This is a genomic window from Pseudomonas sp. ADAK2 (assembly GCF_012935755.1).
Taxonomy (GTDB): Bacteria; Pseudomonadota; Gammaproteobacteria; order Pseudomonadales; family Pseudomonadaceae; genus Aquipseudomonas.
This window is the reverse complement of sequence record NZ_CP052862.1, coordinates 1,096,140-1,116,739: the sequence shown is the minus strand read 5'-3', so window position 1 is coordinate 1,116,739 and position 20,600 is coordinate 1,096,140. Positions and strand designations below refer to the sequence as shown.

At 59.2% G+C, this 20,600-nt stretch carries 17 protein-coding genes; 7 read left to right on the top strand and 10 right to left on the bottom strand.

The window, feature by feature from the left end; all coding sequences use genetic code 11:
- Positions 1–94: 94 nt before the first annotated feature.
- The 6 genes from HKK52_RS04930 to HKK52_RS04905 form a co-directional block, all read right to left on the bottom strand.
- Complete coding sequence (locus HKK52_RS04930; protein WP_169369802.1) at positions 95–1,000, bottom strand: AraC family transcriptional regulator; 906 nt, start codon at positions 998–1,000, stop codon at positions 95–97.
- Between the two features lie 52 nt (positions 1,001–1,052).
- The gene (locus HKK52_RS04925) at positions 1,053–1,928 is read right to left on the bottom strand and encodes a phosphatidylinositol-specific phospholipase C domain-containing protein (RefSeq protein WP_169369801.1); all 876 of its coding nucleotides are present in this window, start codon (positions 1,926–1,928) and stop codon (positions 1,053–1,055) included.
- A gap of 150 nt (positions 1,929–2,078) precedes the next feature.
- The gene (locus HKK52_RS04920) at positions 2,079–3,395 is read right to left on the bottom strand and encodes a glycosyltransferase (protein WP_169369800.1); all 1,317 of its coding nucleotides are present in this window, start codon (positions 3,393–3,395) and stop codon (positions 2,079–2,081) included.
- A 107-nt stretch (positions 3,396–3,502) separates the two neighbouring features.
- The gene (locus HKK52_RS04915) at positions 3,503–3,715 is read right to left on the bottom strand and encodes a hypothetical protein (RefSeq protein WP_169369799.1); all 213 of its coding nucleotides are present in this window, start codon (positions 3,713–3,715) and stop codon (positions 3,503–3,505) included.
- A gap of 71 nt (positions 3,716–3,786) precedes the next feature.
- On the bottom strand, positions 3,787–5,283 hold the full coding sequence (locus HKK52_RS04910; RefSeq protein ID WP_169369798.1) for a PhoPQ-activated protein PqaA family protein: 1,497 nt from the start codon (positions 5,281–5,283) through the stop codon (positions 3,787–3,789).
- A 119-nt stretch (positions 5,284–5,402) separates the two neighbouring features.
- Positions 5,403–5,762 carry a response regulator gene (locus HKK52_RS04905; protein ID WP_169369797.1) on the bottom strand — a complete coding sequence of 120 codons (360 nt, stop codon included), beginning with the start codon at positions 5,760–5,762 and terminating at the stop codon, positions 5,403–5,405.
- A gap of 266 nt (positions 5,763–6,028) precedes the next feature.
- On the opposite strand from HKK52_RS04905, the gene HKK52_RS04900 reads away from it, so the two are divergent.
- The 5 genes from HKK52_RS04900 to HKK52_RS04880 all read left to right on the top strand — a co-directional run bounded on the left by HKK52_RS04900 (position 6,029) and on the right by HKK52_RS04880 (position 12,569).
- Positions 6,029–9,520: a response regulator gene (locus tag HKK52_RS04900; protein WP_169369796.1), complete on the top strand. Its 3,492-nt coding sequence runs from the start codon at positions 6,029–6,031 to the stop codon at positions 9,518–9,520.
- Positions 9,521–9,533: 13 nt separating this feature from the next.
- Entirely contained in the window at positions 9,534–10,349 is an 816-nt protein-coding gene (locus tag HKK52_RS04895) for a CheR family methyltransferase (RefSeq protein ID WP_169369795.1), read from the top strand.
- Positions 10,346–10,939, top strand: a complete 594-nt coding sequence (locus HKK52_RS04890) for a chemotaxis protein CheB (RefSeq protein ID WP_169369794.1) — start codon at positions 10,346–10,348, stop codon at positions 10,937–10,939. The genes HKK52_RS04895 and HKK52_RS04890 overlap by 4 nt, the downstream gene beginning before the upstream one ends.
- Positions 10,933–12,114: a hybrid sensor histidine kinase/response regulator gene (locus HKK52_RS04885; RefSeq protein WP_169369793.1), complete on the top strand. Its 1,182-nt coding sequence runs from the start codon at positions 10,933–10,935 to the stop codon at positions 12,112–12,114. The genes HKK52_RS04890 and HKK52_RS04885 overlap by 7 nt, the downstream gene beginning before the upstream one ends.
- Before the next feature lie 77 nt (positions 12,115–12,191).
- Positions 12,192–12,569, top strand: a complete 378-nt coding sequence (locus tag HKK52_RS04880) for a response regulator (RefSeq protein WP_054046198.1) — start codon at positions 12,192–12,194, stop codon at positions 12,567–12,569.
- A gap of 163 nt (positions 12,570–12,732) precedes the next feature.
- Here HKK52_RS04880 and HKK52_RS04875 read toward each other — a convergent pair whose 3' ends face one another.
- From HKK52_RS04875 to HKK52_RS04860, 4 genes are all read right to left on the bottom strand, one after another.
- Entirely contained in the window at positions 12,733–14,403 is a 1,671-nt protein-coding gene (locus tag HKK52_RS04875) for an ATP-binding protein (protein WP_169369792.1), read from the bottom strand.
- Entirely contained in the window at positions 14,400–15,902 is a 1,503-nt protein-coding gene (locus HKK52_RS04870; RefSeq protein ID WP_169369791.1) for an ATPase domain-containing protein, read from the bottom strand. Before HKK52_RS04870 ends, HKK52_RS04875 begins: the two co-directional genes overlap by 4 nt.
- Positions 15,903–16,017: 115 nt before the next feature.
- Positions 16,018–17,073, bottom strand: coding sequence for a tetratricopeptide repeat protein (locus HKK52_RS04865; RefSeq protein WP_169369790.1), 1,056 nt, complete (start codon positions 17,071–17,073; stop codon positions 16,018–16,020).
- 77 nt (positions 17,074–17,150) lie between these two features.
- Positions 17,151–18,050 (bottom strand): bestrophin family protein, encoded by a 900-nt coding sequence (locus tag HKK52_RS04860; RefSeq protein WP_169369789.1) that lies wholly within the window; start codon positions 18,048–18,050, stop codon positions 17,151–17,153.
- A gap of 208 nt (positions 18,051–18,258) precedes the next feature.
- On the opposite strand from HKK52_RS04860, the gene HKK52_RS04855 reads away from it, so the two are divergent.
- Both HKK52_RS04855 and HKK52_RS04850 read left to right on the top strand, forming a co-directional pair.
- Complete coding sequence (locus HKK52_RS04855; RefSeq protein WP_169369788.1) at positions 18,259–20,406, top strand: FUSC family protein; 2,148 nt, start codon at positions 18,259–18,261, stop codon at positions 20,404–20,406.
- Positions 20,396–20,596: a DUF1656 domain-containing protein gene (locus tag HKK52_RS04850; RefSeq protein ID WP_133839750.1), complete on the top strand. Its 201-nt coding sequence runs from the start codon at positions 20,396–20,398 to the stop codon at positions 20,594–20,596. The genes HKK52_RS04855 and HKK52_RS04850 overlap by 11 nt, the downstream gene beginning before the upstream one ends.
- Positions 20,597–20,600 lie beyond the last annotated feature (4 nt).

Here is a 20,600-nt window from a genome sequence, read left to right as displayed (position 1 = left end):
TGGATGGAACCCTGTAGGAGCGAGGCTTGCCCGCGAAGGCGTGTTGTCTGACACACCGCCTTCGCGGGCAAGCCTCGCTCCTACGAAAAGCAACTTAACCGCGGTTTTGTTCGGTCAACCGCTGCACCGCCAACCGGCGGTAATGGGAAGGGGTCATGCCCTTGAGTTGCTGGAATCGCCGGTTGAAGTTGGAGATATTGTTGAAGCCCGACTCGAAACACACATCGGTCACCGGTTTGTCGCCATCGGCCAGCAGTTCACAAGACTTGCTGATTCGCAGGCGATTGACGAATTCGATGAAACAGCGCCCGGTGGCCTGCTTGAACACCCGGCTGAAATACGTCGGCTTCATGCCCAGGTGCTCGGCGACTTCTTCCAGCGGCAGTTCCCGGGCGTAATGGGCAAAGATGTAATCCACCGCGCGGTTGGTGCGATCGACGTTGTGTTCATCCGCCAGTTGCGGCGTCGTCGCTCCCGACAGCAGCTGATAGTCATCAGAAGCCGCGAGCAATTCCAGCAGAATCAGAAAATGCCCGAGCCGGGTCACGCCTTTGGTGTCGGCGATGCGCTGCATCAGTGTCATGGCCTGGCGGATGGTGCGCTTGCAACGGAACTCGATGCCGTACTGCGCGCGCTCCAGCAGCGGCACCAGGGTCTTGAGTTCGGCAAACACGAGATGGCCACTGTCGAACAACTCATCGGTGAAGTTGACCAGCATGTCGCGCTTGGGCACCACTTCGTCTTCGGCGACCTGGCTGATCCAGTTGTGCGGCAGGTTGGGGCCGGTCAGGAACAGCGTTTCCGGGTAGAAGTTACCGATGTAGTCACCGATGAACACCTTGCCGGAACTGGCAACGATCAAGTGCAGTTCGTATTCCTTGTGGAAATGCCAGCGCACCAACGGGCACGGGAAACCATGCTGGCGATAGATGATGGACAACCCGTTATGGTCGTCCATCAACTCGTAGGAAGGATCGGTAACTCTGGCAGTCCGGGTCATGGCAGCGCGCTTTATTGTTATCGCACCGTGATCATGCCTCTTTCCGGGCCGTTTACGCCAGCGACCGACTGTGCTCCACCGCCTTCATGCTGTTGGCGATCCAGCAATAACCGACGATCTGCGATTCGTCGAAAAAGTCGGTACTGATGATCGAGCAGCGCGTCACCCAATCCCGGGATGAATGAAACCAGTCGTTTATGTGCTGCTTGATGTCCACTGGCCCGCCGAGGAACGTGTAACTGGTGGCGGTCAATGACCATAGGTAAGAGCCGGATCTCGGAGTATCCAGAGTGCGGACGATATGCTGACGCAACTCAGTAACATTGGTAAGCCGACTGCCGCTCCATCGATGGGGGATAGTGCCCCAGAAGTAGTTCAGATCCAGTTCTACCGAGACGCGGCTTGCAAGAATCACGCGTTTTTTGCTGCTCGCCGCCTTGAGTTCGCCAATGGTCTTCTCCTCGTCATCGGGCGAAATGGCGCGGTCGCCGAGGCGTTGTTTCATCAAATCGTTGAATTGGCGGTGATCGAAGCGCGGGTCGCCATCGAGCAGTTGATGGAAGTCGAGAATGATGAATTCATCGGGGTTGCGATCAAGAAAACTGTTCACCGCATCGATCAATTCATCCAGTACCCGATGGGATTTGTAGCCATTGTGATGAAAGTAGAACGTGCCCTTGGGCGAACCAGGCTGATAACCCAGGCGCAGGTCGAAAGCACGGGCGCCCTTGGCGAGTTGCCAGGCGAACGAATCGTTCTGGCAGGTCGTCCAGTTGCCGACGACGATTTCGTAGTTGGGGGCTTTCTTGTCCATGCCCGAGTTGTGGGTGCCGGGCCAGATTAGATCGGTGAGTTTCAGTTGGTCGATACCAGGGACTTTGTTCATCCAGCATTGAGTGTCGACATTGGAGGTAGGGTTGTTTGGCATGTTGCAAGGCTCCTGCCTGTGGTTCGGCTCCCCATCCGTGAGGAGCGCGGTTGAACTCATGAGCAAAGCCTAGAAGCCGTAAATGAATTTTTCAATGCACGGAAACATCCACATAAACATAGCTTTGCGCCACTTATCTGATGCGAACAATCACCCGCGAGAATCGGAAACGGACGACTCACCGTGACGATTTTTCGCCTCGATCCACTGCGCCATGTACTGCGTACTTTTGTGCGCATGATGCCGAAGCATGGCGCCGGTGAAGTTGTCGCGGCGGCGTTCGACCAGGTTTTGACGGCAGGCTTGCAGGCGCTCAATCAGGGCCGGACCGTGGTCTGACTGACGGTATTGCGCGGTGAGCAATCGGTCGCCATGGTGTTGCGCCTCGGTCCAGAGAGCCTTGTCCTGATAAAGCGCAACGGCTGCGGTGGCCAACGCTTCGGCGGATTCACCGATAACGCCGGGCCAAGGCAGGCCGTCGCTCATGCCCTCGGCGCCGATTGGCGTGGTAATCGTCGGCGTGCCACAGAGCATGGCATCGACAATCTTGCCCTTGATCCCCGCGCCAAACCGCAGCGGCGCCAGGCAGATCCGCGCGGCGGACATCACCTGCAACGCATCCTCGGCCCAGTTCATTACATGAAAACCTTGCGCCGGGTTGTGCAATGCCGTGGCTTTGGGAGGCGTGTAAGCGCCGTAAAGATGCAACTGCGCGCCGGGCAATTGTTGACGGATCAACGGCCAGACCGAAGTTTTCATCCAAAGCACCGCATCCCAGTTCGGCGCGTGGCGGAAGTTACCGATGCTGAGAAAGTGCGCCCGTTCTTCAAACGCCGTATGAGGCGTCGTTGGCAGCGACGGCATCAAGGGACACCAGTGCAGCAAGTCCCGCGGCAGCTTGAATTGTTCGACCAGCAAGTCGATTTCCACCGGAGAAATCATCAGGCTCAGATCGCAGCGATACAGCGCGGCAATTTCGCGCTTGGCCAGGTCAGTGCCGGCCATCAACTCGAACTCCTCACGCAGCGCCGGGGCAAACAGAGCGCTGAAATCGTTTTCGTCGGCACTGGCCTTCAAACGGTCCTTGAGCCGTTGGTGCCGCGCGTGACGAAGGCTTTGCAGGTCGGAAGTCTCGAGCACGCGCAAGGCGTCCGGGCAGTGCTTCTCCACGCGCCAGCCGAACTGTTCCTCCATCATGAACTGATCGAACAGCACGATATCCGGGGCGAGTGCGCTGATAAAAGTGTCGAAACTGCTGTTATTCAACTCGATCGGGCATTCACGAATGCCCAGCGCGTTGAGGTCGGCTTTATGTTCGCCGACGCCCGCCGGACTGCTGAAGGTGATGTCCCAGCCTTCCTGCAAAAACGTCTCGAGAATTTGCATCACATGCCCACTGGCCGCCGAAGAGCGGGGTTCGGGCCAGACGTAACCAATGACCAGGACTTTGGTTGTGGGCTGACTCATGGACAGGGTTCCTTTGCGGCAGGTAAGGGGGCGAAGCAAAAGGGCGCAATTAAAACACAGGAGCCACCGATGGCGAGGAGGCAACCTTTTGTTTGTGCCCTGTCAACCTAGTGCAGGCCAGGCGAAGACAAATTCACGACGACAGCGTCATTGATGTGTTCACCGTGGGCGGCGGAGTATTTGGTTTCCATCTCGAGCAGATTTTTGAGGAACTGCCCTTGATGGGTTGACCTTTGATTCAGCAGTGCCACCGCCAATGCATAAGAGTCGGCATTCAACAGCCAAGGCAAGCGCCCCTTAAGGGCGAGGAATTGCGCCACACTTTCAAACCGGTTCAACTAAAACGCGACAATCCCGACGCGTAAAATAGTCGGGATTGTCGTGCCTTGATTTACTGACCCGGGGTGCCCGGCAGTGTTCCGCAAAACGCCTCATCAGCCGGTGGCGCCTGAGTCGGGTTGGTGTCTGGAAGGATTTTGACCATGGTCGTTTCAACATAGCCATTGGCGAACTCGGCTTCAAAAAATTCGGCGCTCCAGCCCGTTTTTGGCGCCTGCTGGGTTGCCTGGACGTTGGTTGAGACGGGCAGCTGCACCGCGCTGTAGCGCACGCCGCAGTTGTACCGGAAGTCCCGCGCCAGCGGGTTGTGGGCCGTCCACCGAGTCAACCTGATCGGTAGCTCGGCCAGGGTCAGTCGCAGCTCGGACGACGTCGCACTGAGGCGCTGTTCCTGTGCTTTTAACAGCGGTGTGGTCTTGCCGGCCTGCCGCCGCTTGATATAAGCAATCAGGTTCTCTTCAACAAACGGCCGCACATCATGGGCGGAATTGGGAATCACCCGAAGAACACTGGCATTGTCCTGCTCCAGCTCCGGGAAATACTGGCGCGAAGCATCCGGAATGAAAAAGTCATCGCCACTGGCATTAACGATGTACTTGGGAATACTCAACCGGCTGGCGTAGGCGGGCGGATAAGTCATCGGGTCTTCGACTTGCATCAGCTTCTTGAACGCAGGTGTCTTGCGTTGGGCGATCACCCCTTGCTGGTAGTAGTCGATGTACGCCAATGGCCAGTTGCCGCCGTACGCCAGAAACGTCTGGTCGAAGACTTTTTCGGTGTTCAAGACGTCGATGACAAACGGCACGATGCTATCGACGCGCGGGTCCGTCAGAGCCGCCAGCCATACCGCCCAACCGCGTTTTGACGCGCCAGTGGCCAGGAAGCTCTTCAGCTGGCCGGGCGGCGTTTCCTTTTGCGCCAGGTCCATGGCCTTGACCAGCGCTTCCATCATCGGCACATGCACCGACATGAAGGGACGTTGTTCCGGAGCCTGCATGAACAGTTTCCAGCTGTGGGCCACGCTGCCGTCTTCTGTGCGCTCCACGCCGTCATCGCTGTAGGTCAAATACTGGTTCGGTACATTGCTGACCGCCACGACGATGGAACCGGTTTGCCGGGCGATGTTGAGCAGCGTCTGGCGGGTAAAATTGGGCGGTACGTCAGGAGCCGGTTTGGACGGAGGATGGTTGACCCCATCGTTGGCGACCAGCACGGCTCGCGTGCCGCGGGGACTGTCAGGAATGTACAGGTCGACGCCATGAGTCCAGTCGGCCGGGGCGACTTTACCGCCCTGATCCCAGGACTGCGACGTCAGTTCGAATTTCCGGATGGTGACGCCGGATACCTGTTCCTGACCCTTGCTTTCGTAGCGCAACGGCTGCGCCGCCTGGGCCTTGTAATAACAGCTCAACACTTCGCTGAACGCCTGCCCGCTCTGTTCGAAGCAGTGTTGTGGGTTGTCGGAAGTGGATGACTGGCAGCCCGTAAGCATCAGCAATAATGCACTGGCCTTCAAATAACGCGCATAGAGATCGGTTCGACTCGGCATGGACTCAGTTCCTTATGAGTGGGAATGGCCGGTCTATTCAAACGCCAGTGGGGCAACTTTATCTACTGTCAGACTTGACAGGTCAATGCCACGAAGAGGGTGTTTCGCGTGGGCAAACGTCAGGCCAGCATGCCCTTGACCTTGTCCCGCAATTGATCAATCGAGAACGGCTTGCCAATCACCTGCATGCCCGCCGGCACGTCGATGCTTTCGGCGTAACCGCTGGCGAACAGGATTGGCAGTTCGGGGCGCAGCATCCGCGCCTGGGTGGCCAGTTCACGGCCATCCATCACCGGCAGGCCGACGTCGGTCATCATCAGGTCGATGTACTGGTCTTCGTCATTGAGAAACTCCAGGGCCTTTTCGCTGCCATCCGCTTCCAGCACCTTGAAGTCAAGCTCCTCCAGCACATCGACGATCAGCATGCGGACGATGGCATCGTCTTCGACGACGAGAATGATGGACGGCTCGGAGGACATAGTAGAAAGCTCTCAATGGTGGATTTACGGGTCGGCGGTCGATCGAAATCGCCGGTCTCTTGCTTGAGTAATTGCCGGACCCCGACAAGTTCCCGACCCGATACAAAAAACAATGGTGGTGGCTGGAACCAACAAGGATAACGCGCGGCATTGATTACGCGCAGTTAATTGCAGGAATTTGCCGTCTGACCTGTCAGAAAATTAGATCAACGCGGTCGTTTTGGGGCAAACTCCCTGGTTTTCAACAGTTCGACAAGGCCTTCCCCATGACCTCTGCGTCTTCGGTTGATGAGCAACGATTTCGTAAACTCCTGAGCCGCAACGTCAGCTTGCCGTTGGGCGTGGGCGTCATCAGCGCGGTTTTCTTTGTAGCGTTGATCACGTACCTGTTGTCGGTGATCCAGTGGGTCGAGCATACCGACCGGGTGATCAATAACGCCAATGAAGCGGTGAAGCTGACCGTCGACCTGGAAACCGGCATGCGTGGCTTCCTGCTCAGTGGCGACGAACACTTCCTGGACCCTTACGAAACGGCCAAGCCGAGAATCGCGGTCGCGCTCAGTACCTTGCTCGAACTGACCGCTGACAACCCGGTCCAGACCGATCGCTTGCACCGGCTCCAGGCCTTGCAAACCGAGTGGGCCAACTACGCGCAATCGATGATCGAATTGCAGCGCGCCAGCGGCGATTATCGCGGCGCGGTCAAGGCCGGGCGCGGCAAGCGCCTGACCGATGAAATCCGCAAGCAATTCGAAGACGTGATCGACATGGAGCAGCAGTTGCGCACCACGCGCAACGAAGAAGTGCGCCGCACCACGATCTGGAGCATCACCCTGTACCTGCTGTTTGTCGCCGGTATCAGCGCGATGCTGGCCTACATCGGCCGCCGCGACTTGCTCAACCTTTCCGAGAACTACAGCGCCAACATGGCGGCCCAACAGGCCGCCGCCGCGCGCCTGGAGAAGCAAGGCTGGCTGCGCAGCGGCCAGACCGAACTGGCGGAGCAGGTGCTGGGGCAACTGACCCTGAACCTGTTGGGGCGCAATATCCTGCAATTCTGCGCGCAGTACCTGGGTACTGCCGTGGCTGCCATTTACGTGCGGGAAGAACATGGCGGCCTCAAGCGCGTGGCCTCTTATGGTTTGTCCCGCGAACAGGAAGCACAGGAGCAGTCGATCTATGACGGCGAAGGCATCATCGGCCAGGCAGTGAAACAAGCCCGGCTGATCCGTCTGGATAACGTGCCTGCCGATTATTTCAAAGTCAGCTCCGGCCTCGGTGAAGGCTTGCCGCACAGCGTGCTGGTGGTGCCGACCTGTGACGACGACCGGGTCAACGGCGTGATCGAACTCGGCTTCCTGCGTCCGCTGGACGAGCGTGACATCGAATTGCTCGAGCTGATCGCCGGCAACATCGGCACCTCGATCGAGGCCGCGCGCTACCGCCAACGCTTGCAGGAAGTGCTGGCCGAAACCCAGCAGCTCAACGAAGAGCTGCAGGTCCAGCAGGAAGAACTCAAGACCGCCAACGAAGAGCTGGAAGAACAGTCGCGGATTCTCAAGGAGTCCCAGGCGCACCTGGAAACCCAGCAGGTGGAGCTGGAGCAGACCAACGAACAGCTCGCCGAACAGGCGCAGATCCTCGCCGACCAGCGCGACGCCATGGACCTGAAGAACACCGAACTCAATCAAGCGCAGATTCAGTTGGAAGACCGCGCCGAAGAGTTGCAGCGCTCCAGCAAGTACAAATCCGAATTCCTCGCCAACATGTCCCACGAACTGCGCACGCCGCTGAACAGTTCGTTGATCCTCGCCAAGTTGCTGGCGGAGAACCCGCAGGACAACCTCAGCGCCGAACAGGTCAAGTTCGCCGAGTCGATCTACTCGGCGGGCAATGACTTGCTCAACCTGATCAACGACATCCTCGACATTTCCAAAGTCGAAGCCGGCAAGCTGGAAATGCGTCCGGAAAATACCAGCGTTGCCCGCCTGGTGGACGGCCTGCGCGGCATGTTCCAGCCGATGGCCGCGGACAAGAATCTGGAGTTCGAGATCGAGTTGCAGCCCGGTGCGCCGCTGATGATCTACACCGACCGCCAGCGCCTGGAACAAGTAATCAAGAACCTGCTGTCGAACGCGGTGAAGTTCACCGAAAGAGGCACCGTCAGCCTGACCGTGGCCAGTCAGCCGGGGGATGGCATCGCCTTCATCATTCGCGATTCCGGGATCGGCATTGCCGAGGATCAGCAGGAAAGCATCTTCGAAGCCTTCCGCCAGGCCGATGGCACCACCAACCGCCGTTATGGCGGCACCGGGCTGGGCCTGTCGATCTCCCGCGACCTGGCGAACCTGCTGGGTGGTTCGATCAGCGTCACCAGCGAACCGGGGCAGGGCAGTACGTTCACCCTGGTGTTGCCGCTGCAGTATGTCGAACCGGGCGACGAGCCGGTTGAACCGATGCGCGCGACCCCGGTGGTCCATGTGCCCAAACCGCCGGTAGCTGCGCTGGTGCCGCTGATTGCCGAAGTCGACATCCCGCGTTTCAACGATGACCGCGCCAAGGCGCCGTTCGCCACGCGTTGCATCCTGGTGGTGGAAGACGAAGTCAATTTTGCCCACATCCTCTACGACCTGGCCCATGAACTGGGTTACCAGTGCCTGGTCGCCCACGGCGCCGATGAAGGGTATGACCTGGCCAGGGAGTTCATTCCCGACGCCATCCTGCTGGACATGCGCCTGCCGGATCATTCCGGGCTGACGGTGTTGCAGCGCCTGAAGGAACACGCCGAAACCCGGCACATCCCGGTGCACATCATCTCGGTCGAAGACCGCGTTGAAGCCGCGATGCACATGGGCGCCATCGGCTACGCGGTCAAGCCGACCACCCGCGAAGAGCTCAAGGACGTGTTTGCCCGCCTGGAAGCCAAGCTGACCCAGAAGGTCAAACGGGTGCTGCTGGTGGAAGACGATGACTTGCAGCGCGACAGCATTGCCCGCCTGATTGGCGACGAAGACATCGAGATCACCGCCGTCGGTTTCGCCCAGGAAGCGCTGGACCGCCTGCGTGAGACGGTTTTCGATTGCATGATCATCGACCTCAAACTGCCGGACATGCTCGGCAACGATCTGCTCAAGCGCATGTCCACCGAAGACATCTGTTCATTCCCGCCAGTGATCGTCTACACCGGGCGCAACTTGACCCGGGACGAAGAGGCCGAGCTGCGCAAGTATTCGCGCTCGATCATCATCAAGGGCGCCCGTTCGCCAGAGCGCTTGCTGGACGAGGTGACACTCTTTCTGCACAAAGTCGAATCCCAGTTGTCCCATGAGCGGCAGAAGATGCTCAAGACCGCGCGCAGTCGCGACAAGGTCTTCGAGGGTCGCAAGGTGCTGCTGGTGGACGACGATGTGCGCAACATCTTCGCCCTGACCAGTGCGCTGGAGCAAAAGGGTGCAGTCGTGGTCATCGGCCGGAACGGTCGAGAAGCGATTGAAAAGTTGAATGAAGTCGAGGACATCGACCTGGTGCTGATGGACGTGATGATGCCGGAGATGGACGGTTTCGAGGCCACCACCTTGATCCGCCAGGACCCGCGCTGGCGCAAGCTGCCGATCATCGCCGTGACGGCCAAGGCCATGAAAGACGATCAGGAGCGCTGCCTGGCGGCGGGTTCCAACGATTACCTGGCCAAGCCGATCGACCTGGATCGCCTGTTCTCGCTGATTCGTGTGTGGTTGCCGAAGATGGAACGCATCTAGTGGATAGCATTTAGTGGAAAAGAACACCGAAATCGAACTGCGGCTGCTGATCGAGGCGATCTACCTCAAGTACAGCTATGACTTTCGTGATTATTCCGGCGCTTCGATCAAGCGCCGGGTCGCGCATGCCTTGAGTCAGTTCGAGTGCGCGACCATCTCGGCGTTGCAGGAGAAAGTCCTGCACGATCCGACCGCGTTCATGCAGTTGCTGCAGTTGCTGACGATCCCGGTCAGCGAGATGTTCCGTGACCCGTCGCACTTTCTGGCGATCCGTCAGGAAGTGGTGCCGTTGCTCAAGACCTATCCGTCGATCAAGATCTGGATTGCCGGGTGCAGCACCGGTGAAGAGGTCTACTCGATGGCGATCCTGCTGCGAGAAGAAGGCTTGCTCGAACGCACGATCATCTACGCCACCGACATCAATCCGCGCTCGCTGGAAAAAGCCAAGCAAGGGATTTTCTCCATGGAGAACGTCCGCGCCTACACTTCCAACTACCAGCAGGCCGGTGGCCAGCGTTCGTTTGCCGACTATTACACGGCGGCCTATGGTTACGCGATTTTCGACAAGAGCCTGTGCGAGAACGTGACCTTTGCCGACCATAGCCTGGCGACTGACAGTGTATTTTCAGAAACTCAATTAATTTCGTGTCGCAACGTATTGATTTACTTTAATAAAAAACTGCAGGATCGGGCGTTTGGCTTGTTTCATGAGTCGCTGTGCCATCGTGGATTCCTGGTGCTGGGCAGCAAGGAAACCCCGGATTTCTCGGCGTTCGGCAAGCAGTTCGAGCCATTGGTCAAACAAGAACGGATCTACCGTAAATCATGAACAACGAAGCCGGTTTGCCCACCGTAGAGGCTATCGTGATCGGCGCTTCGGCTGGCGGAGTCGAGGCGCTGTTGAATATCCTCAGCCCGCTGCGTAAAGGTTTTGCACTGCCGATCATCGTGGTGCTGCACCTGCCTGACGATCGTCGCAGCCAGTTGACCGAAGTGTTTGCCCGGCGGGTTTCCCTGCCGGTGCTGGAGGCCAGCGACAAAACCCTGGTCGTACCGGGAACCCTGTATTTTGCCGTGCCCGGCTATCACCTCTCGGTGGAGCAGGACCGCAGTTTCTCCCTGAGCCTTGAAGACCGCGTGCACCATTCGCGGCCGGCCATCGATTACCTGTTCGAGTCCGCCGCCGACGCCTACGGGCCGACCCTGGCCGCCGTGTTGTTGACCGGCGCCAATCGCGATGGCGCCAGCGGCCTGGCCCAGGTCAAGCACCGTGGTGGCTTTACCGTGGTGCAAGACCCGGACGAAGCCCAAGTCGCGACCATGCCCCAGGCGGCGCTGGACTTGCATCAACCCGACCACATTCTCCCTATACGCGGCATCGGCCGTTTGCTTGTCGAGCTGGAACGAATAGCATGCTAAGTAACATCCAAGCCAAACTGCTGATCGTCGACGATCTGCCGGAAAACCTGTTGGCCCTCGAAGCGCTGATCAAGCGCGAAGACCGCACGGTCTACAAGGCGCTGTCGGCGGACGAAGCGCTGTCGCTGTTGCTGCAACACGAATTCGCCATGGCCATTCTCGATGTGCAGATGCCGGGCATGAACGGCTTCGAGCTGGCCGAGCTGATGCGTGGCACGGAAAAGACCAAGAACATCCCGATTGTCTTCGTCAGCGCCGCTGGCCGTGAGCTGAACTACGCGTTCAAGGGCTACGAAAGCGGCGCGGTGGACTTCTTGCACAAACCGCTGGATATCCACGCGGTCAAGAGCAAGGTCAACGTGTTCGTCGATTTGTATCGCCAGAGCAAGGCCATGAAGCAACAGGTCGAAGCCCTGGAGCAGAGCCGCCGCGAACAGGAAGCGCTGCTGAAAAAATTGCAGGCGACCCAGAACGAACTGGAGCAGGCCGTACGCATGCGCGATGACTTCATGTCCATCGTCGCCCACGAAGTGCGCACGCCGCTCAACGGCCTGATCCTCGAAACCCAGTTGCGCAAGATGCACCTGGCCCGGGACAACGCGGCAGCGTTCACCCTGGACAAGATGCACGCGATGGTTGATCGCGACGAGCGACAGATCAAAAGCCTGATCCGTCTGATCGAAGACATGCTCGATGTCTCGCGCATTCGCACCGGCAAGCTGTCGATTCGACCGAGCCGGGTCGATCTGGTGAAGCTGGTAGAGAACCTGCTGCAAAACTTCGCGCCGCAAGTCGATGCCGCCGAATCCTCGGTGACGTTCAGTGCCGAGGCGCCGGTGGAAGGGCAGTGGGACGAGTTCCGGATCGAGCAGGTGATCTCCAACTTGCTGACCAACGCCCTGCGTTATGGCGGCAAAGGCCAGATTGACGTGCGGGTGTACTGCCACGAAGGTCAGGCCCGGGTCGAGGTCCAGGACCGTGGCATTGGCATCAGCGAAGAAAACCAGAAACGTATTTTTCAACAGTTCGAACGGGTTTCGGCCAAGACCGTGGTTGCGGGACTTGGGCTCGGGCTATTTATTTCCGAGCAAATCGTTGCCGCCCATGGCGGTTCCATCGTCGTCGAGAGCAGAATCAACGAAGGCGCCTTATTTCGCGTTTGTCTGCCGCTGTAGGAAAGCAGCCAGATAAACGCAACCTCTGAACGACCTCACGGTCGTATCAGCAGCTATTGACCGAACAAAGGCTTCCCATGAGTGAAGATGCGCAAGATGTAGTACTCATTGTCGAGGACGATCCCTCGATTTTGATGGTGTTGTCTGCCTATCTGTCGGGCGAGGGTTATCGGGTGTTGCAGGCCGAAAACGGCGAGCAAGCCTTCGAAATCCTGGCCAGTAAACCGCACCTGGACATGATGATTACCGACTTCCGCCTGCCTGGCGGGATTTCCGGCGTGCAGATCGCCGAACCCGCCGTCAAGCTGCGACCGGAGCTCAAGGTGATTTTCATCAGCGGTTATCCGCAGGAAATCCGCGAGACCGACAGCCCGATCACCCGCAAGGCTCCAATTCTGGGCAAGCCGTTTGATCTGGATGTGTTGCAGGAATTGATGCAGCAAATGCTTTCCTGAGTTGAAAAAACGCCTGTCGGTGCACGGTTTGACGGTGAGGGTGATCTTGAAATCGCTTTCGCGGGCAAGCCTCGCTCCTACGGGGGGTGTGTTCTGTAGGAGCGAGGCTTGCCCGCGAAGGCATCCTTGAAATCGCCATCGTCGGCGAGTCATGTCGGGCGTTTTAGATTCGAATCATCTCCCGCACCTTCGCCGTCAACAGATCAAAGGTAAACGGCTTGGTGATCATCTGCATCCCCGGGTCGAGGAAACCACCGCGCACCGCCGCGTGCTCGGCGTACCCGGTAATGAACAACACCTTGAGATCCGGCCGATACTGGCGACCGATTTCCGCCAGTTGCCGGCCGTTCATCCCCGGCAACCCGACGTCGCTGATCAACAGATCAATGCGCTGCCCGGAATCCAGGATCGGCACCGCGCTGTCGGCATCGCCGGCCTCGACGAAGGCGTAGCCCAACTCGCTCAACACCGCACTGACCAACACCCGGACCGCCGGGTCGTCTTCGACGATCAGCACCGTCTCACCGTCCTGGGCGAAAGGCGCTTGCTGGACATCTATGAGCGGATCCTGCGCCAGGTTGCCCATGTAGCGCGGCAGGTAGAGGTTAACCGTGGTGCCGTTGTCGACCTTGCTCTGAATGGTGACATGGCCACCGGACTGCTTGCTGAAACCGTAGATCATCGATAACCCGAGCCCGGTGCCCTGGCCGATGGGTTTGGTGGTGAAGAACGGGTCAAAGGCACGGTTCATCGTGCTTTGCGGCATGCCGCAACCGGTATCGGTAACGCTCAGCACCACGTAATCACCTGATTGCAGATTGCCGTGGGCCTCGGTGAAACCTTGGTCCAGGTGCTGATTGAAGGTATTTACCACCAATTGACCGCCATCGGGCATGGCGTCGCGGGCGTTGAGCACGAGGTTGAGCAGGGCGCTTTCCAGTTGGTTGGGATCGGCTTCGGCCACCCACAGTTGATCGCTCAACTGCATGTCCAGTTGAATGCTTTCGTTGATGCTGCGTTGCAGAAGTTCGCCCATTGAGGTGACCAGGGCGTTCATCTGCACAGGTTTGGAATCAAGCGACTGGCGACGGGAAAACGCCAGCAAACGATGCGTCAGGCCCGCCGCCCGGTTGGCCGAAGTGACACCCAGATCGATCAGGCTGTCGAGGTCTTCGGTGCGTCCGCGGGCCAGGCGCCGACGCAGTAGCTCCAGGCTGCCGATAATGCCGGTCAGCATGTTGTTGAAGTCGTGGGCGATGCCGCCGGTCAACTGCCCGACCGCTTCCATCTTTTGCGATTGGCGCAGCGCTTCTTCGTTGTGCCGCAGTTGCGCGGTGCGTTCCTCGACTTGTTGTTCGAGTGTTTCCAGGGTGGTTTGCAGGCGCAATTCACTTTGGCTCAGGTCAATCAGCCGATCCCTGGCTTCGTACTGTCGTCGTCGCCCACGCAATGCGGTGGTCACCAGGCTGATCAGTGTCACCGGATGGAATGGCCGTTCAAGAAAGGTCACATTGCCCAACTGCGGGCCCAGTCGCGAGGCCGGGTTCTGTTCCGGGCCGCCGTGGTAGGTCAGCAGCACAATCGGCAAGTCCGACCAGGCCGGTTGTTGCTCGATAAACCCGAGCAGGGGATCCAGATCACCGCCGAGCAACGCTTCGGAAGAAATCAGCAGCAGGCCGGCGCCGTGCTCCAGCTCGCTGCACAACCCTGGCAGATCACGGCTGATGACGCCGTCATAGCCGGCCTCGTTGAGCATCATCAGCGCAATCTGGCTGTCGCGGCCCAATGGCGCGAGAATGATCGCGCGCTCGGACGTCGCTGCCTGGGCCGTCACTGGTTGTCATCCTGGAGCAACGGCATGCTCGCGCCGAGGTAGGTTGGTACGCCACGCAAGACGCCCTGGAACGCATCCAGCGGTTCACCGATCTTCATGCCATTGCCACTGATGCGGTATTCGCGAATGGTCGACTCATGGCTGCCCGTGCGTTTCTTGATGATCGAGATCGCCCGGCGCACTTTGCCCAGGGCTTCGAAGTAGCGCAGCAGAATAACGGTGTCGGCCAGATAAGTGATATCGACCGGCGCCTGCATGTCCCCAACCAGTCCATGTTGGGCGACGGTCATGAAGGTCGCCGCACCCTGGCGGTTGAGGTACAGCAGCAACTCGTGCATGTGCAACACCAGGGCGTTTTCTTCGGGCATTGCCGCCTGATAGCCGTTGATGCTGTCGATCACCACAGTTTTGATATCGCGTTCATCGACGCAGCGCCGCACTCGGTGGGAGAACTCGCCGGGGGACAGTTCGGCGGCGTCCACTTGTTCGATCAGCAGGTTGCCGGTGTCTTGCAGGGCCTGGAGGTCGATGCCCATGTTCTTCATGCGTTCGAACAGCAGACCCAGTTCTTCATCGAAGATAAACAGCGCGGCTTTTTCGCCACGGGCCACAGCAGCGGCGGCGAAGATCATCGAGATCAGCGATTTACCGGTACCGGCCGGGCCGAGGATCAAGGTGCTGGAACCGGTCTCGATGCCGCCGCCGAGCAGGGCGTCCATTTCCTTGATGCTGCTGGTCAATTGTGTGCGGACGTACTTGCCGCGATGTTCAGCCGCCACCAGCCGCGGGAACACATGAACACCGTCGCCCATGATGGTGAAGTCGTGAAAACCGCCGCGGTATTTCTGGCCGCGGTATTTCACCACGCGAATCCGGCGGCGTTCGGCGCCGTAGTTGGGGGTCAGTTCTTCCAGGCGAATCACCCCGTGGGCCACGCTGTGCACAGTCTTGTCGAGGGCTTCGGTGGTCAGGTCATCGAGCAGCAACACGGTGGCGTCATAGCGCACGAAGTAATGCTTGATGGCGAGGATCTGCCGGCGATAGCGCAATGAGCTTTGCGCCAGCAGGCGAATTTCCGAGAGGCTATCGAGGACCACGCGGGTTGGCTTGACCCGTTCGACCACTTCGAAGATCTGCTTGGTGGCTTCGCCCAGTTCCAAGTCCGATGAATAGAGGAGGCTTTGCTGGTGCTCGGCGTTGAGCAGGCTTTCCGGCGGGGTTAGCTCAAAGATGTGAATGTTCTCATCCAGCTCCCAACCGTGGGACAACGCGCCTTGGCGCAGTTCGCGTTCGGTTTCCGACAGGGTGATGTACAACGAGCGCTCGCCGGCTCGGGCTCCGGCGAGGAGAAAATGCAAGGCGACGGTGGTTTTACCGGTTCCGGGTTCACCCTCCAGCAAAAACACATGGCCGCGAGACAATCCACCGGCCAGGATGTCATCCAGACCTTCGATGCCGGTGGCGGCTTTTGCACTGAACAACTCGTTAGATGTAGACAAAAAAAGCCCTCTCATGACTAGGGGAAGCGAGGCAGCAGGCCTGAAGTGCCTGAATTGACTGCCTGTTTCTCTTGACCCTAGGCCGAGACGACGGTTCAACGAAATTTTGCGGCGGTTAAAGACCTTGCTGCAACGCCGGATCATCCGGGTTCATCTGTTCCAGCTGCGCCAGCAGAATCTGCACGTTCTGCAACTGGCCGCTTTCCTTCCAGTAATTGATCAACAGCACCCGCGCCTTGCGGTCGGCCGGGTGACGCTGAACGATTTCCTGTAGCTGTTTCTGCGCGGCTTCCAGCTCTTCCTCGCTGCGCAGCGTGGTGGCCAGGTCGTAGCGGTAATCCTTGTTGTCCGGCTCCAGTTCAACCGCTTTGGAGAGGCCGAGCACGGCGAACTCACTTTGCCCGTGGTGCAGCAACCAGAGGCCGAGGGCATGTTGCAGGTAGGCGGAATCCGGTTGGGCCTTCAACTGTTTGGCCAACAACTGCCGGGCGGCGTCGCTCTGGCCTTGCTTGTCCAGCACTTCGATTTGCATGACCAGCGCCGGCAAATTGCCGGGCTCCAGCTGCAAGGTGCGCTCCAGCGCCTGTTGCGCTTCTTTCAGTTCGGCGTTGTGCAGGTGCAGCCGCGCCAGTTGATAGTGCGTGTTGGCACTTTCCGGTTCGGACTTGAGGATTTGCTCCCAGGCATCGATCGCCTGCTGCAACGGACCGAAGTACAGGCCCAGATCATCCGGTGACAATCCCAGTAACGCGTTGACGGCAGCCAGGCGCACGGTTTGCTCGCTGTCATCGAGCAACGGCCCCAGCAACAGGCTGCGCTGCCCACTGGGAACCAGGCCGACGATACTTTTGATCGCCGCCACCCGAACCTCTGCCGAGCTGTTTTGCAAATCGGCATCCGCCAGTTTCAAGGCTTGCGGGCTGGGGTAGTTGGGCAATTCGGCCAGTAACCAGAGCCGGCGTTTGGTCGACAGGTCTGGCCGGCCCAGTTGCTGGTAAAGCACCCGTGCCGCCCCCGGTTGGCCGGCGCGCGCCTGGGCCAGCGCTTCGCTGTAGCCATGTTTGATCGCCTCCGGCACCACGGGCGTGGTACTGCGCAGGAAAAACCAGGCGAGGGCAAGGGCGAACAGGACGCAGAGGCTGATAAGCAAGTAGCGGCGGGACTGGGGCATGCACGGATCCGGGGGCTGGCGAGCTTTTGCAAAAGACGTCAGCTTCGGTCAGGCGCGGCCTTGAGTCAAACCCTGGCTCAGTTCAAGACGTACTCGATGGGTTCGAGGGCCGGCGGCAAATCGGTTTGCCCCAACGCCGCCAGCACTTCGCGCTCCAGGGTGCGCAAAATCGCATTGCACGGCAAATCGTTCTCATCGAAGCCGAACGGGTCTTCGAGGTCGTCGCCGATTTCGTCGAGACCGAAAAAGGTGTAACTGACGATGGCGGTGAACACCGGGGTCAGCCAACCCAGCGGTTCGGCCATGGCAAACGGCAGCAGGATGCAAAACAGGTAAATGGTGCGGTGCAGCAACAGGGTGTAAGGGAAGGGCAGCGGCGTGCTTTTTATCCGCTCGCAACTCGCCTGGACCTGGCTCAGGCTGACCAGCCGGGCTTCCAGTTGGGTGTAGCGCCATTCACTGATCCGGCCGAGCTCGGCCAGTTCCGAACAGCGGGCGCCGAGGCGTTGCAACAGCGCATCGGGGATGTTCGGGTGCTGATGGTCGATGGGCGTGGAAGTCCAGGGCGCGACGGCTTGCCGCTCACTTTCAAAGCGCAGGCGCGCGATCAGGCCATGGGCGAAGCCGCACAGTTCACGCAACAACAATTCGCGTTCGTCCGCGTCCATCAGACCTTGGGTCTGGCGGATCAGCGAGCGCACCTCAATGATCAATTGCCCCAGTTGCTTGCGACCTTCCCACCAACGGTCGTAACAGGCGTTGTTGCGAAAACTCATGAAGATCGACAGCGACAACCCCAGCAGGGTGAACGGCGTCGCATTGACCTTGGAGAAATACGCCGGGTGCCAGGTTTCCACCAGCACAATCACCGACGCGAGCAGGGTCACCAACAGGCTGCGCAAGGCAATGCGCTTGGCAATCGAGCCTTTGAGGGAAAACAGGATGCCGATCAGGTTCGGCTTGGGACGTACGATCATGGGGGCGGGGGCTTTATTGAATGACGCTTTCGCAGCGATTGAAGCCTAGGGGCTGGGCGGCTTTCTGTCCAATTGCTATGGCTGACGGGGCTATCGAGCGCATCTATCGTGGAGGTCTGACTCATCGTCGAATTTGCCTACAACTGCTGTCGACTTTGAAACCTGTCGAGGTCTTGAAGCAGTGACTACGCTTGCTTGAGATGAGTCGATGAGTGCGCCCATGCAACCGTTTCTCCACTACTTCAAGATGCTGCTCAACCCCGGCCAGGGAGGACTGCTGTTTGCCTTGCGAACCATCGCGGCTGGTTTGCTGACCTTGTACCTGGCGTTCCTGTTCGACCTCGACCAGCCGAAGTGGTCGATCATGGCGGTGGTCATCGTCAGCCAGCCCCAGGGTGGGATGGCCTTGGCCCGGAGTTTCGGCCAGGTCATCGGCACGACCCTCGGCGCCATGGTCGCGGTACTGATCATGGCGATTTTCCCCCAGGCGCCGTTGCCCTTCATTATTACCCTGGCCCTGTGGCTGGCACTGTGTACGGCTGGCGGCACCTTATTGCGCTACACCAGTTCTCAGGCCTTTGTGCTCAGCGGGTATACGGCGGTGGTCGTGGCGCTGCTGTCGGTGCCGGACCAGGACGGCACGTTTCTGCTGGCGGTCACTCGGGTCACGGAAACGTTGTTGGCGGTTGCTTGCGTGTGCGTGGTCAGCCTCCTGACCGCACGCCCGGAGACGGTGGCACGCAACTATTTCGCCAAGGTCGATCAGGTGATCAAGCTGCTCGCCACTCACGCGGCGGCGGTGATTCGCACCGAAGAAAGCGAAGCCGATTTCCACCACCGGCAGATGCAACTGCTGGGCGAGATCAGTGCGCTGGAGGGGTTGCGTCGGCATTTGTACTTCGACGCGCCTCGCTTGCGCAGTGCCAATGGCCTGGTGCAACTGCTGGGCAACCAATTGGTGCTGCTGACTTCACGCCTGACAGCGTTGCGGCACCAGCGAGTGCTGCTGGCCGAGCGCTGGCAGGGTGCATTGCCCGAGGAAATCGAGCTGTTGCGCGCCGAAGAGCTGGCGTTTCTCGATGAGCTGGCGATTCAGGGGCGCTCATTATCGACCGAGGCGCGCAAGCATTTCGTCGCGCTACAGCAACGCTTCGACAGCCAGGCCTACAAAGCCGAGCAGCTCACCGAAACCATGACCGCCACCTTGCGCTCGCTGGCCTGGGCGTTGCGTTGGGAGCAGGCGCGGTTGCTGCAACAATTGGAGCAGATTCTGGAACTGAGCGATGCGATTCAGGAAGGGCGCGAAGCGAGCTGTGTGTTTCGCGGGCAGGAAAATCCATTGCATCTGGATTTCACCCTGGCGGCGATGAACGCCATTCGCGCCTTTACGGCGTTGGTGGTGGCGGGGCTGATCTGGATTGAAACCGGCTGGGACGGTGCCCGTGGCGGGATGGTGCTGGTGGGTATTCTCTGTTCGCTGATGGCGACGTTTCCGCGACCGCTGCTGGCCGCCCAGAGTTATGCGAGGGGGCTGGTCATGGCGCTGATCGCTTCAGCGTTCTACCTGTTCATGCTGTTGCCGATGATCAGCAATTTCGAGCTGTTGGCATTGCTGTTGGTACCGCTGCTGTACGCCGTTGCGATCGGGCTGACTACACCGCCTACCACCGGGACGGCCATTGGCCTGGGGCTGACGACGTTCCTGTTGTTGGGGCCGCAAAACATCGGGATCGGCCAGAACACGGCGATCCAGTGGTTCGAGTTCGCCGCTGCTTATACCTGCGCCACCGTGCTGGCGTTGAGTGTCTACGCGTTGATCTTCCCGTTCAGACCCGTTTTGCGCATGCGCCGGTTGTTCAATGAGAACTGCGAGCAGGTCTATGCCTTACTCAAGACGCCCGCCACCGATGAGCAGCAATTTGCCTTTGAAAGCCGCATGGTCGATCGCCTGACGATGATGCTCGGATTGCTGCCGGCGATTACTGATCGGCGCTCCCGAGAGTTGTTCGAAGTCAGCCTGGGTTGCATGGCGCTGGGCGTGGCGTTGAACCAGCTCAGGCAACAAGGACGGAACCACGCTTTGCTGAGTACCGATCAACAAAATCGTTTGCTGGCGGCGGTCCGTGAGACCGGGCGGTTGATTGCCGGGCGTCCCGGAGTCGATCTTGAGCATCTGCTCGGCAACTTGCGCAGCCTGGGCGATGAAATGGATGACCTGCACCTGGATGTACATGAGCAGCTGTGGTCCGTATTCCGGATGCGCGTGTCGTTGCTGATCGTGGTGTCGTTTCTGCAACGCTACCGTGACTATTTTCAACTTGCAGACATGGAAGGAGTACCGGCCCTTGCCCATTGATCTGGAATTGGGCGGCGTCTATCTGCCGCCAATCGCCCAGGCCCTGTTGCTGGCCTTGCCGATTTTTCTGCTGCTGGACTGGCTCTTGAGGCGCCTGGGTGTATTGCGTTTCGTCTGGCATGAAGCGCTGTTCGAGGGGGCGTTGTATGCCTGCGTTTGCGCCACGCTGATCCTGGTCATGGGAGCCTGATGCC

Coding starts and splice junctions, on each gene's coding strand:
- HKK52_RS04885 (WP_169369793.1), top strand. CDS start 10,933: ATGCTAAGTAACATCCAAGCCAAACTGCTGATCGTCGACGATCTGCCG.
- HKK52_RS04910 (WP_169369798.1), bottom strand. CDS start 5,283: ATGCCGAGTCGAACCGATCTCTATGCGCGTTATTTGAAGGCCAGTGCA.
- HKK52_RS04890 (WP_169369794.1), top strand. CDS start 10,346: ATGAACAACGAAGCCGGTTTGCCCACCGTAGAGGCTATCGTGATCGGC.
- HKK52_RS04925 (WP_169369801.1), bottom strand. CDS start 1,928: ATGCCAAACAACCCTACCTCCAATGTCGACACTCAATGCTGGATGAAC.
- HKK52_RS04930 (WP_169369802.1), bottom strand. CDS start 1,000: ATGACCCGGACTGCCAGAGTTACCGATCCTTCCTACGAGTTGATGGAC.
- HKK52_RS04865 (WP_169369790.1), bottom strand. CDS start 17,073: ATGCCCCAGTCCCGCCGCTACTTGCTTATCAGCCTCTGCGTCCTGTTC.
- HKK52_RS04860 (WP_169369789.1), bottom strand. CDS start 18,050: ATGATCGTACGTCCCAAGCCGAACCTGATCGGCATCCTGTTTTCCCTC.
- HKK52_RS04900 (WP_169369796.1), top strand. CDS start 6,029: ATGACCTCTGCGTCTTCGGTTGATGAGCAACGATTTCGTAAACTCCTG.
- HKK52_RS04880 (WP_054046198.1), top strand. CDS start 12,192: ATGAGTGAAGATGCGCAAGATGTAGTACTCATTGTCGAGGACGATCCC.
- HKK52_RS04920 (WP_169369800.1), bottom strand. CDS start 3,395: ATGAGTCAGCCCACAACCAAAGTCCTGGTCATTGGTTACGTCTGGCCC.
- HKK52_RS04905 (WP_169369797.1), bottom strand. CDS start 5,762: ATGTCCTCCGAGCCGTCCATCATTCTCGTCGTCGAAGACGATGCCATC.
- HKK52_RS04855 (WP_169369788.1), top strand. CDS start 18,259: ATGAGTGCGCCCATGCAACCGTTTCTCCACTACTTCAAGATGCTGCTC.